Origin of the sequence: Pseudofrankia inefficax (assembly GCF_000166135.1) — a bacterium.
In the GTDB taxonomy this organism is placed as follows: Bacteria; Actinomycetota; Actinomycetes; order Frankiales; family Frankiaceae; genus Pseudofrankia; species Pseudofrankia inefficax.
On the sequence record NC_014666.1, the window covers coordinates 690,479 to 702,620 of the forward strand.

Sequence of the window (12,142 nt, forward strand, 5' to 3'; positions counted from 1 at the left end):
CGGCCGGCCGCCGATGTCCTGCGGGCGCGCCAGACCGGGCGATTCGCGCGGACTGGCCGGCCTACCGGACCGCTATGCGACGCCAGACGGTTGATCACTGCGACCCGCCGCGCGGAACCGCGTCGCCGGCCACTCGTCTCGCGGCGGTGCTGGACCGCCGCGCAGGGCGCGGCTCAGCGATCAGCGGGCTGGTGCCGTGTCTGTGCAGGTCGCGGTCCCGCCGACGGCACCGGCGACGCTGATCACCGGGCCCGGCAGAATCGGGTAGCGGTTCGCATTGTGGTCAATCAGGTCCACCAGAGTTGCCAAGTTTGAATCATGATCTTGGCTGTTTTGGTCCCCTGGAGAAGGCGCGCCGTTCGGGTGAACCCCGGGCGGCGTTTTGCTGTGCGCGTTAAGGGGTCCAGCGGCGTGGTGGGTTGGTGTGGTCGTGGCTGCGTGGGTCTGACCGGTCGGCGTCGCCTGGGTGGGCGCTGAGCGTTGATCAGGTGCTCGGTGCCCAGCCTCCGGCCATGATCTCCGTTTAGGCCCTCTCATGGTCGTGGACCGGCCACGGATACAACCATCGGAGGGCGCAAACGGCGATCACCGCGGGTGGCGAACGCCGAGAGGCCCGCCGGAGCGAGTTGGCGCCCGGATAGTTGCGGCAGCGGTGCCTGCGTCGAGCCAGGTGCGGATCGACGTGGCGCGTTCGAAGGACGACTCGACCGGCCCGCCGCCCGGCGGGCCTCTCGGTACGGAGTCGGCTGTCGCGCGGGCCCAGGGTGCCGCCGAAGCGCTGAAGAGGCGTACGGGCGGCTCGTCGGTGGCCGACCGGAGGTCATCGTCCGGGCGCTGTCCCACTCGGCTGTGGGATTGTGGGGGACCTGCTGCCTCGGCCCGGCGAGCCAGGAGAGAATGCGGGCATGTCGGCCACCGCACCAGTGGCGCTGGTAGGCCGTGAGCCCGAGACGGAGCTCCTCGCTGGCCTGCTTGAGCGCATCCGTGATCAGGGCGGCGCGATGCTGGTGCGGGGCGAGGCCGGAATCGGCAAGTCGGCCTTGCTGACCGAAGCGGGCCGGATCGCCGCAGCGGGCGGGATGCGGGTCCTGACGACGGCGGGCGCCGAGTCGGAGGTGCAGCTGGCCTTCGCCGGGCTGCATCGGCTGCTGCGCCCGCTGCTCCCGTACGTCGACGAGCTGCCTGGGCCGCAGAGTGAGGCGATCCTCGCGGCGTTCGCGACGGGCGAGGCCGGAGCCTCGGACTTCTTCCTCATCGCGCTGGCGACGCTGAACCTGGCGGCGGTGGCGGCCGCCCGCGCGCCGGTCCTGCTGATCGTCGAGGACGCCCACTGGCTGGACCGCGCGAGTGCCGACGTGCTTCTCTTCGTGGCGCGCCGGCTGGCCTTCGAGCCGATCATGCTGCTGGCCGCGGTGCGGGACGGCTTCGAGAGCTCGATGGACAACACCGGCCTGCCCGAGCTGTCGCTGAAACGGCTGGACGACGCGGCCTCGGCGACCCTGCTGGACTCCCGGTTTCCGGATCTGCGCCCGCCGGTCAGGGCTCGGATTCTGGGGGAGGCGGGCGGCAACCCGCTCGCCCTGGTCGAACTCCCCGTGACCGTCGCGGGGACGGGCAGCGCCGAGGCGTTGCCGGCGTGGCTGCCGCTGACGACCCGGCTGGAGCGGGCCTTCGCCGAACGGGTGTCCGGGCTGTCCGTCGCCACCCGCACGCTGCTGCTCGTGGCCGCGCTCAACGACGGCGACACCCTGGCGGAGACCCTGGCCGCCGGCACGGTCGTCGCCGGCGAGCAGCTCAGCCTGGACGATCTGGCGCCCGCGCTGGCCGTCCACCTCGTCGACACGACCGGGGAGAGGCTGCGGTTCCGGCACCCGCTCATGCGCTCAGCGATTCGCCAGCGCTCGACCATCGGGCAGCGGCAGCGGGTGCACGCCGCGTTGGCGCGGGTCCTCGCCGAGGACTCCGACCGCGGTGTCTGGCACGCGGCGGCGGCCAGCCTCGGCCCGGACGAGGTCATCGCTGCCGAGCTGGAGGCCGTGGCGACCCGGGCCCAACGGCGTGGCGCGACGACCGAGGCCGTCGCGGCGCTGGAGCATGCGGGCCGGCTCAGTGAGGATCCCGGCCACCGGCGCGAACGGATGCTGCGGGCGGCGGAGTGCGCGGTCGAGCTGGGGCGCCCTGACGTCGTCGTCCGGCTGTTGCACGAGGCCGGGCCCGACGAGCTCTCCGAACGGCACCGGGCCCGGCGGATGCTGATCGGCGGTGGCTTCGACGACGGCATCCGCGACGCGAACGACGGCGCGGTGGTGCTCGCCGAGGCCGCGACGCGGGTCGCGGCGGACGGAGACGTCGCTCTCGCGCTGCGGCTGCTGTGGGGCGCGGCCCTGCGGTGTTTCTGGGCTCAGCCCGGTCCCGAGGCGTCGGCGCGGGTCATCGCCGCGGCGGAGGCGCTGCCGGTCGACGAGCTCGACGCGCAGCTGTTGGCGATCTTCGCGTTCGCCGCTCCGATCGAGCGGGGCGCGGTCGTGATCGACCGGATGCGCAGGTCGGCGGCGTCCTGGAACGGCGACGCCCAGACGGCTCGGATGCTGGGCGACGCGGCCCTGTTGGTCGGGGCCTGGGATCTCTCCCTGCAGTTCTGCACCGCCGCGCTCCCCGAGCTGCGGGCCCAGGGCCGGCTGGGCCTGCTGGCGAGAGCCCTCGGGGCGCAGGCGTGGAGCGCGGTCCGCCTGGTCGACCTGGGCGTGGCGATCCCCGCGGCCGAGGAGGCCAGCCTGCTCGCCCAGGAGACCGCGCAGCCGCTGATGTACGCGACGGCGCAGTCCGCGGCGGCGCTGCTCGCGGCGGTGCGCGGTGACGAGGACCGGCTGGAGGAGGTGGCGGCCGAGGCCGAGCGGGTGGCCATCCCTGTCGACGCCCACCCGGTGCTCGCGACCGTGCAGCTCGCCCGTGGTCTCGCCGCCCTGGGCGACGGCCGGCACGACTACGCCTACGAGCAGCTGCGCCGGATGCACGACCCAGCCGATCCGGCCTACCACGCGGGGCTGCGCTGCCACGGGGTCGGGGAACTCGTCGAGGCCGCCGTGTACAGCGGGAACGGCGACGCGGTGCGCCCCGTCGTGGCCGAGATGGAGGAGATCGCCCGGGCGACGCCGGCGGCCGCGCTGCACATCGATCTGCGCTACGCGCGTGCCCTGCTGGCCGCCGACGCCGATGCCGAGCCTCTTTTCCTCGCCGCCCAGAACGCCGAGCTGGTCCCGTGGCCGTTCGCCCGCGCTCGCGCGCAGCTCGCCTATGGCGCCTGGCTGCGCCGGCAGCGCCGGGCCGCCGACTCGCGCGCGCCGCTGCGCACCGCGCGCGAGACGTTCGACGCACTCGGCGCCGTGCCCTGGAGCGAGCGCGCGCGCCAGGAGCTGAGGGCCTCCGGCGAGGTGAGCCGTGGCCGTGCCCCCGACGCGCGTGACCAGCTCAGCGCCCGCGAGCTGCAGATCGCCCAGATGGTCGCCCAGAACCTGACCAACAAGGAGATCGCCCAGCGGCTCTACGTCTCGCACCGGACCGTCAGCTCGCATCTGCATCGGATCTTCCCCAAGCTCGGGGTCACCTCACGATCCGCGCTGCGCGCCGCGCTGGAGCCGCCCGCCTGACCTGGGGCGTTACGACCCTGGGCGTTACAGCCCCTGCTTGCGCAGCCAGTCCAGCGACGCGTCCGCGACGTCGCGCCAGCCGTGGTCGATCGTCAGCGAGTGCCCACGGTCGGCGAAGTCGAGGATGTCGGTGACCGCGCTGGAGTGGCGGTACTGCTTCAGGGTGGCCCGGGTGACCACCTCCGGAACGGTGTGGTCCTTCCCTCCGGCGATCAGCAGGAGCGGGCCGCGGCCCTCGTTCTTGGTGTTGACCGCCGCCGGCGAGTGGGGGTCGAAGTTGGCCGCGGCGGCCTCGAACAGGGGCTTGCCGGGCGCCGGGATGACCCAGGTGTCGAACAGCTGCTGGGACTCGTCCTCGGGAATGGTGTTCCCGAAGGCGTACCGGAACTGCTCCGCCGTCAGCGGGACGGTCTTGTTCCTGTTGCTCGGGTTCTTGAACACCGGCAGGGTCGCGCGCAGCGCCGAGAGCGGCAGCGGCAGCACGCCCTTGATCTGGGCGGCATCGATCGCGACCGCCGCGGCGGCGAGATCCTGGCCGAGCAGGCGCTGGGCGATCATCCCGCCGAACGAGTGCCCGACCAGGATCGGCTTCACCGGCAGGTGCGAGATGATCTCCGCGTAGTGGGCGACGACGTCGTCGATGCCGTGGCCGGCCATGGCCTGCGAGTCGGCCCTGGCCTCGTCCACCGTGTCGGGGTCGCCGGGCCAGCCGGGGGCCGAGGGGTCGTAGCCGGCGGTGCGGAACAGGTCAATCCAGGGGCCCCAGGACGAGGCGTGCAGCCAGAGCCCATGGATGAAGATCACGGGAGTGGGGGTTGCCATGCGGGCGCTCCTTAGCGGCTGGACGTCCGAATCCGGTTGTGGAGTCCGGGACGTCTTCTGACCGGAACGGTAGGGCAGGACGGGCGGTGGTCGCGTACGTCAGATGACCGCATCGACGGCGCCGGCGGTCACCCCGGGGCCGCGGCGGGGCCGGTCACGGTCACGTTCATCGTTCGGGTTCCGAAGGCGCCGGAGGCGTACTGGAACTCCAGGAAGACCTGGTAGGTGCCCGGCGCCGTGTACGTGTGCGTCGCCGTGGGCGCGGTCTGCCAGCCGGTGCCGGGGGTTCCGTCGCCGAATCCCCAGTCGTAGGTCGCGCCGGCCTGGCTGGCGACGACCTGGGCCTCGACCGTGAGCGGAGCGGGACCCGACGAGGGAGTCACCGTCCAGACGGGGTCGACCACGACGTCCGACGAGTTGACGTACTTGCCGCCGACCGCGTCCGTCACCGTCACGCTCAGCGCGTACTGGCCGGGCGCGGTGTAGGTGTGGGTGACGGTCGCGCCCGTCTGCGGGCCGACCGAGGCCGAGCCGTCGCCGAAGCTGAACGTGTAGTGCAGGGTCCCGGTGCCGCTGGAGGCGGAGGCGTCCGCGGTCGCGGTGAGCGGAGGGCCTTGGCCCGAATCCGGGCGTACGTCGACCCAGGCGGCGCCCGCCGGCGCGACGAGGACCGATTCCTCGACCGCGTCCGTCGCCCCGGTGGCATCGGTGACGGTCAGGCGAACCGGGTAGGTGCCGGTCGCGGCGTAGTCGTGTCTGGCGGTGACGCCAGCCTGCGGGCCGACGGCGGCCGTGCCGTCGCCGAAGTCGAACGTGTATCGCAACGCTCCGGAGCCGCTGGAACCGGTCGCGTCCGCGGCGACCTCCAGCGGTACCTGCTGACCCGACGACGGGGTGGACTGCTGCGCGAAAAGGGCGGCCTTCGGTTTCGCGGCCGGAGTCGTCGGCGGCGTCGTTGGCCTCGACGACGGCGGCGGTGACACGGGAGTCGTCGACGGGCCGGTGATCGGCGGCGCCTGGGCGGTGATCGTGATGACGGTCGAGGCGGCGGTCGACGTCCCGTCCCGCAGCCGGATGGCCGCGCCGACCTGGTAGGTGCCGGCCGCAGCCCACGCGTGGCTCACCCGCACGCCGCCACCGGTGGCACCGTCGCCGAACGTCCAGGCGGTGCTGGTGATCCGGGCGTCCGACACCTGGCCGTTCGCTCCGACTAGCACCGCGTGCAGGGTGAGCGGGTCCGCCATCCTCGCCCGCGGAGCCGAGACCTCGATGCGCGCGCCGGGAGCCGCGGCGGCCGGCGTCCGGCCATCGAGTGGGACGGCCGTTTGCAGCGAGCCTCCGACGGTGGCCGGGCCGTTCGAGGGCTGGACGCTCGACCGGCCGGTGACCGGGGTCGTCGGCGTCGGCGTCGGCCCCGGTGTCACGGGTCCGGTGGGACCACTGACATCCGCGGCGGTAAGCGGGTCCGACCCGCCGCTCGGGCCGCTCGAACCGCTGTGGCCGCCCGCGGACGAGCCGGGGTTGGCCGCGTCGTACTTCTGGACGGCCCGGACGGTGCCGTCCAGGGAGATGATGCCGGCGCGCGCGGTCGACGGGTCGTTGAAGAACGTGATCGAGCCCTGCGAGGCCAGCTCGAACAGGGTGCCGGGCGGCAGCACGGTCGGGCTAGCGATGACCCGTCCGCTCGCCAGGTCGGCGACGATCACCTGGCCGGTCGTGTAGTCGGGGACGAAGAGGCGCCGCGCGGTCTCGACCGCCTGGCCCAGCCGGTGGCCGGCGACGCCGAGGTCGATCGCACGACCGCAGCGCCCGGTGGCCAGGTCGCTGATGAGCAGCACACCGCGCTGGCCGGACGTGACGTAGACCTGCTCCGCGCTGGTCGCGGGGACGACGGACACCGTGGTGTCACCGACGGCCGTGTCGACGCAGGCAGCGGGACCGCCACCCCCGGAGGCTGTGATCGTGACGGCGCGCCCCGCGGTGAGGTCGACGGCCACCGCTCGCCCGGCGGCGGTGACGAGCTGGGTGTGGGCCGGGTCGACGGCGTGGCGCCGGATCGTGGTGCCCGACGGCCCGACGTGGGCGAGATCGCCCGTGGTGGCGTCGATCGCCCACAGGCCGGTGTTGCCGTCCGCGGCGACGCCGCCGACCGGCATTCTGGCGGACAACGACGCCGTGTAACGGGTCGTGAGTCGCTCCGGGTCGGCGGCCGTGACGAGGCCGGTCGTCCGGTTCGCGATGAACAGAGTGCTCTTCGTCGGGTAGACGGTCAGCGGCTCACCCGGCCGACCCGGCCTGACCGCTGCCGAGACGCGGTAGGTGGCACCGTCGACGCGGCGGACGGTGCCGCCGCCGGTGTCGGCGACGACCTCGTCGGCGCCCGACTGGGCTCCCGCGAGCTGCCCGGCGCCCAGCGTCACGCGGGTGATGACGGCGCCGGTATTCCCGTCGACCAGCTCGGTCTCGCCGATCGTCGGCGACAGGAGCCAGGCCGCGCTGTCCTCCAGGCTGACGGAGCGGGCCGCGGCCCCCGCGCCGTTCCCCGCGATGACGGCGCATGCTCCGGCGAGAACCAGGACGGCCAGCAGCAGCCGCGGCGCCCAGCGGAGAGCGGGGCCGGCCGCGTGGCGAACCCGCGACGCGCCCAGCCCACTTGTGCCGCTCACGGTGCCGTCGCTCCCGTTGGTCCACGGCCCGCTCTCGATGCCGCCGCCGTGGGGCCATTGTCGCAGTACGAATCGGTTCCGGCGCAAGAGTGAAGTCGGCCAGCCGACCGCCCGGAGGCCGCCTCCTGGTGGAGCGGGCGACCCGTCGGGGTGTGGGTGGCGGTCAGCCGTGGAAGCGGTCGGGATCGGCGGCGGCCCAGTCGGTGGCCCAGTCCGCCGGCGGCTCGGCGAGGAGCTGGCCGGGCTCCAGCCAGGTGTACAGCTCGGCGTAGCTGCGGGTCGTCACATGATCGACCCGGCGCATGATGTGCGCCGGGCGCAGGGCGTCGGGGCCGGGGCATCCCATCGACGCGATGATCTGTGCCGCCTGCGCGACGGTCGCCTCCTGGTAGCGCCGGACCCGTTCGCTCTTGTCCGGGACGTCGATCGCCTTGGCGCGGGCCTGGTCCTGGGTCGCGACGCCGACCGGGCACAGGTTCGTGTGGCACCGCTGCGCCTGGATGCAGCCGATCGCCATCATCATCGCCCGCGCCGCGTTCGTGTAGTCGGCGCCCTGCGCGAGCCGTTTGACGATGTCGGTTCCCGTCGCGACCTTGCCGCTCGCCCCGACGCGGATCTGGGACCGCAGGCCCACCCCAACCAGGGCGTTGTGGACGGCGATCAGGCCTTCGGTCAGCGGTGTGCCGACATGGTCCTCGTACTCCAGCGGCGCCGCGCCCGTCCCGCCTTCCGAACCGTCCACCACGATGAAGTCGGGCGTGACCCCTTCGGCGAGCATCGCCTTGCAGATCGCGAGCAGTTCCCGGCGCGAGCCGACGCACAGCTTGAACCCGGCCGGCTTGCCGCCCGCGAGCTGGCGCATCCGGGCGATGAACAGCACGAGTTCCCGGGGCGTGCCGAAGACCCGGTGCGACGAGGGGCTGACGCACTTCTCACCCCGGGGAACGCCGCGAGCGTCGGCGATCTCCGCCGTCACCTTGGCCGCGGGCAGGACCCCGCCGATACCGGGCTTGGCGCCCTGGCTCAGCTTCAGCTCAACCATCCGCACGGCCGGGTTGGCCGCCTTGTCCGCGAACAGGTCCGGATCGAAGTCGCCGTCCTTGGTCCGGGCGCCGAAATAGCCGCTGCCGATCTCCCAGACGAGGTCCGCGCCGCCGCGCAGGTGGTATTCGGTGAGGCCACCCTCCCCGGTGTCCTGGGCGAAGCCGCCGCGGGCCGCCCCGTGGTTCAACGCGAGCACCGCGTTCGCGGACAGCGCCCCGAAGCTCATCGCCGAGACGTTCAGCAGCGCCATGTCGTAGGGCACCGTGCAGTCCGGGCCGCCGATCCGGACCCGGGGCTGCGCGCCGTCCGGCACCGCCAGGGGGACCGTCGAGTGCAGGAGGTACTCGTAGCCGACCGCGCCGACGTCGCGTTCCGTCCCGAAGGCCTGCTCCCCGTGGATGCCTTTGGCCCGCTCGTAGATGACCGTCCGGACATCCCGGTCGTACGGCCGCCCGTCGTAGTTCCGCTCGATGAAGTACTGCTGGATCTCCGGGCGGATGCCTTCCAGCAGGAAACGCGCATGGCCGAGGACCGGGTAGTTCCGCAGGATCGCGTGCCGCCGCTGCGCCAGGTCATGGACCGCGACGACGGTGAGGGCCGCCGCCACCCCGGCCAGGACCCAGCCGGCCCACCCCACCGTGAGCCCGATCGCCACCCCACCCGCCGTCAGCAGGGTCAGCGAGCCGAGCGTTGCCGGCCTGAACATCGAGTTCCTCCATCCAGGCCACGCATGCGGGCGTCGGCGCCAGTCGCCACCTTCCCGCAAAATCGAGCCCAAACCCACTCCAAGCACCAACGTTCCGACCACATCGCCACTGGGAATCGATCCCGCCACGCCGGGTGGCCAGGGCAGAACGCGCCGCGATGATCGGATTTAGCCGGCGCGGACCGAGGCAAGGTGAGGATCCGGAGGGACGACGGGGCGGGCACCCCGGCCCGGCCGGCGCGTATCACCGGTAACCGGTGCCGGATCTTGCCAAATCTGAAGACAGCCTGGACCTTTACGGGCGCCGAATTCATTTTTCGGAGCACTCACCCACAGGAGACCGCGATGAGCATGGTCGACAAGGCGCGCCCGTCGCATAGCACAGGAGCGCGGCGCCCCGGAGCGTAAGAGACGAAACGAGACAGAGGGCGGGGTGCGAATCTCACTTAGCTGAGTACTCTGGTTATGTGTTCTCGCAGCGAGGGTGGCGACACTGACGGCGCGGCGCGATGACGCCCGCCGTAACCGGGAGACGATCCTCCGGGTCGCCGACGGGGCGTTCGCGGACGGTTCCGACGCGGTACCGCTCGACGAGATCGCCCGCCGGGCCGGGCTCGGACGGGCGACCGTCTACCGCCACTTTCCCGACCGGCACGCGCTCGCCGTCGCCGTGGCGGCCCAGAACCTCGAAGCGCTGCGGGAGGTCGTCCGCGCGGACGGGGACGACCGCTGCCCCTTCCGGGACATTCTCGGGATGGTGTTCTCGACGCAGGCGTCCATGCGCCCGCTGGTCGCGCTCATGCTGGAGCTACCGGTCCGGGAGCAGCTTCAGTACACCGAGGCGCTGATCGAGGCGCTGACGCCGCCGTTCCGCCAGGCCCAGGCCGACGGCGAGCTGCGTCCCGACGCCGAGCCGGCGGACCTGGCGCTGGTCATGGCGATGATCAATACGGCGGTTGACGCGGTGCCTGTCGGCCTCGACCACGGCGCGGCACTGCGGCGCATCGTCACGACGATCCTCGACGGCCTGTTCGGGCCGTCCACGCCGGTCGATGATCAGGATCGGGCGGATGGTCCGGAGGAGCCGGCGGCAGCCGGATCGCGGTGTCGGACGCGTCGGTTCGTCTGAGGTCGAGGTAGGCGCGGACGCTGGCGAGCGCGGGGTGCGGATTGTCGCCGCGCCAGATCAGTGACAGCGGGTAGACCGGGGCCGGGTCGCGCACCGGTATGCGCCGCAGGTCATAGCTGTCCGGCCACAGCTACCGCGAGTTCGCGCCGAGCAGGGTCGCCAGTTCGGCGGAGTCGGCGATCTCGTCCAGGAAGGCCTCGTTGCCGAACACGGGCCCGACCATGTCGATCGTGAGCCCGAAGGCGGCCGCGACGAACGTGCGCACGGCGTCGAGATCCACGCGTCGGAACCTACTGACCCAACAACAGGTTGTGGCTCGCCGAGAGTTCGGTTGTTTGCTCGCTTTTCGCCGGCTTGCTTGGATCGGGTTGATCAACGACGGGTTGTACCAGCGAAGGTTGGAGCCTTGGTGGCGCGACGGTCCCTGGGTCGGCGGTTCGGCTGGCTGTGGGCGGCCTACGCCGTCAGCGCCTATGGGTCGGGGCTGGCGCTGGGAGCGTTTCCGCTGATCGCCGTGCTGGTGCTGCGAGCCGGCCCGGCCAAGGTGTCCGCGCTGTCCGCGGTCGGACCGGCCATGGGCGCCCTGATCGCGCTGCCGCTCGGGCCGTGGGTCGAGTATCGCCGCAGGCGGCCCGTGATGATCTCGATGGACCTGGCCCGGTTCGCCGCCCTGATGACGATCCCGGTCGCCTATGCGTTCGGCCGGCTCAGCTTCGCCCAGCTGCTGGTGGTCTCGGCCGTGGTCGCGGCGGCCAAGATCGCGTTCAATGCCGCCGCCGGGGCCTACGTGAAGGCCCTCGTCCAGCCGCGGGATCTGCTGGTGGCGAACGCGCGGTTCGAGTCGACGACCTGGAGCTCGATCGCCGTCGGGCCACCGCTGGGCGGGGCGGCCATCGGAGTGTTCGGACCGGTTGTCAGCGTGGTCGCCGACGCGCTCAGCTATCTGCTCTCCGCGCTGGGGATCACCGCGATTCGTGGCCGGGAGGAACGCCCGCGGCGAACCGAGAGCAGCCGGATGCGGGCCGGTGACCTGCTGGACGGCTGGCGGTACATCCTGGCCCATCCCGGGCTGCGGGCGCTCTACGCCAACACCGTGCTCGTCAACGGGTTGATCATGGCCACCGAGCCGCTGTTGGCGGTGCTGCTGCTCGGCCAGCTCGGGTTCCCGCCCTGGCAGTACGGTCTCGCGTTCGCCGTCCCGTGCGTCGGCGGCCTGGTTGGCTCACGCCTGGCCCGCCGGGTGGTCACCCGCTACGGCCAGGCCCGGGTCCTGCGCACGGCCGGCATGCTGCGAGCCGTCTGGCTCATCGGCCTTGCCTTCATCCGCCCGGGCATGCTCGGCCTCGTGACCGTGATCGCCGTCGAGTTCGCCATCATCGTCAACATGAGCCTGTTCAGCCCGGTGCTCGCGACCTACCGGCTCGAACACACCCCGAAAGACCGGATCGCCCGGACCCTGTCCGCCTGGTCGATCAGCAGTGGTCTTTCCATCGCCCTGTTCACCGCCCTCGGCGGGCTGCTCGCTGACGCGACCAGCCCACGTACGGCGCTGACGGCCGCGGGGGTGCTCATCCTCGCCAGCCCGCTGCTGCTGCGCCGGCCGGACAGCTTTGGACGGGTGTCCGGTCCGGAGCTGCCGACGGAAGGTCGCCAGCCGCAGGTCGCCAGCGTCTCGGGCGAAACCGGATAACGCAGGCGCGCTCGATACCACCACGGCCGCGCGTACCCGATTTTGGGCGAATAAACCCGGCCTTCCCATCGCGTCAATGACGGCCTGGTGCGGCGGGCCGGTCGCTTTCCGTCCCACCTCCGAGAGTCGTCACGCCCAGGCCGTCGGCGACTCGGTTTGAGGTCGGAACTCCCGGGTAGGGCGCCATTATCATCTTCACGGGAGGCTCGTAATGCCGCTTATTATCGCGATCCTGATCGTCGCGCTGCTGTTCGGTGGTCTGGGTTTCGCCGTCCACGCTCTGTGGATTGTCGCCCTGGTGGTCTTCGTGGCCTGGATCCTCGGTTTCGTCCTGCGTTCTGGCAGCAGCACCGGTAGCAGGGGCCGCTGGTATCGCTGGTAACTCCGACGTAGCCGCGGGCGAAAGTCGAGCTTCAAAGACTCCCGTCTGGTAATTGG

The 12,142-nt window shown here is 72.2% G+C and carries 8 protein-coding genes; 4 read left to right on the top strand and 4 right to left on the bottom strand.

What is annotated here, in order from left to right; all coding sequences use genetic code 11:
• Positions 1-905: 905 nt before the first annotated feature.
• The gene (locus tag FRAEUI1C_RS02755) at positions 906-3,647 is read left to right on the top strand and encodes an ATP-binding protein (RefSeq protein WP_013421755.1); all 2,742 of its coding nucleotides are present in this window, start codon (positions 906-908) and stop codon (positions 3,645-3,647) included.
• Between the two features lie 24 nt (positions 3,648-3,671).
• Here the strand turns inward: FRAEUI1C_RS02755 and FRAEUI1C_RS02760 are convergent, their stop codons facing one another.
• The 3 genes from FRAEUI1C_RS02760 to FRAEUI1C_RS02770 form a co-directional block, all read right to left on the bottom strand.
• Complete coding sequence (locus FRAEUI1C_RS02760; RefSeq protein ID WP_013421756.1) at positions 3,672-4,469, bottom strand: alpha/beta hydrolase; 798 nt, start codon at positions 4,467-4,469, stop codon at positions 3,672-3,674.
• A 128-nt stretch (positions 4,470-4,597) separates the two neighbouring features.
• Complete coding sequence (locus FRAEUI1C_RS02765) at positions 4,598-7,135, bottom strand: PKD domain-containing protein (RefSeq protein WP_013421757.1); 2,538 nt, start codon at positions 7,133-7,135, stop codon at positions 4,598-4,600.
• A 163-nt stretch (positions 7,136-7,298) separates the two neighbouring features.
• A complete protein-coding gene (locus FRAEUI1C_RS02770) occupies positions 7,299-8,885 on the bottom strand; it encodes an FMN-binding glutamate synthase family protein (RefSeq protein WP_013421758.1) in 1,587 nt (528 codons plus the stop codon).
• Between the two features lie 484 nt (positions 8,886-9,369).
• Here FRAEUI1C_RS02770 and FRAEUI1C_RS02775 point away from each other — a divergent pair, with 484 nt between their 5' ends.
• Positions 9,370-10,014 carry a TetR/AcrR family transcriptional regulator gene (locus FRAEUI1C_RS02775; protein WP_013421759.1) on the top strand — a complete coding sequence of 215 codons (645 nt, stop codon included), beginning with the start codon at positions 9,370-9,372 and terminating at the stop codon, positions 10,012-10,014.
• 130 nt (positions 10,015-10,144) lie between these two features.
• Here the strand turns inward: FRAEUI1C_RS02775 and FRAEUI1C_RS42130 are convergent, their stop codons facing one another.
• Positions 10,145-10,294 carry a hypothetical protein gene (locus FRAEUI1C_RS42130; RefSeq protein ID WP_198318696.1) on the bottom strand — a complete coding sequence of 50 codons (150 nt, stop codon included), beginning with the start codon at positions 10,292-10,294 and terminating at the stop codon, positions 10,145-10,147.
• A gap of 129 nt (positions 10,295-10,423) precedes the next feature.
• On the opposite strand from FRAEUI1C_RS42130, the gene FRAEUI1C_RS02780 reads away from it, so the two are divergent.
• Both FRAEUI1C_RS02780 and FRAEUI1C_RS02785 read left to right on the top strand, forming a co-directional pair.
• Positions 10,424-11,704: an MFS transporter gene (locus FRAEUI1C_RS02780; RefSeq protein WP_013421760.1), complete on the top strand. Its 1,281-nt coding sequence runs from the start codon at positions 10,424-10,426 to the stop codon at positions 11,702-11,704.
• Positions 11,705-11,915: 211 nt separating this feature from the next.
• Entirely contained in the window at positions 11,916-12,086 is a 171-nt protein-coding gene (locus tag FRAEUI1C_RS02785; RefSeq protein ID WP_013421761.1) for a hypothetical protein, read from the top strand.
• The last annotated feature ends 56 nt before the right edge of the window (positions 12,087-12,142 follow it).

Excerpts from the sequence above, each read along its gene's own strand:
- FRAEUI1C_RS02785 (WP_013421761.1), top strand. The coding sequence starts at position 11,916 with ATGCCGCTTATTATCGCGATCCTGATCGTCGCGCTGCTGTTCGGTGGT.
- FRAEUI1C_RS02755 (WP_013421755.1), top strand. The coding sequence starts at position 906 with ATGTCGGCCACCGCACCAGTGGCGCTGGTAGGCCGTGAGCCCGAGACG.
- FRAEUI1C_RS02770 (WP_013421758.1), bottom strand. The coding sequence starts at position 8,885 with ATGTTCAGGCCGGCAACGCTCGGCTCGCTGACCCTGCTGACGGCGGGT.
- FRAEUI1C_RS02760 (WP_013421756.1), bottom strand. The coding sequence starts at position 4,469 with ATGGCAACCCCCACTCCCGTGATCTTCATCCATGGGCTCTGGCTGCAC.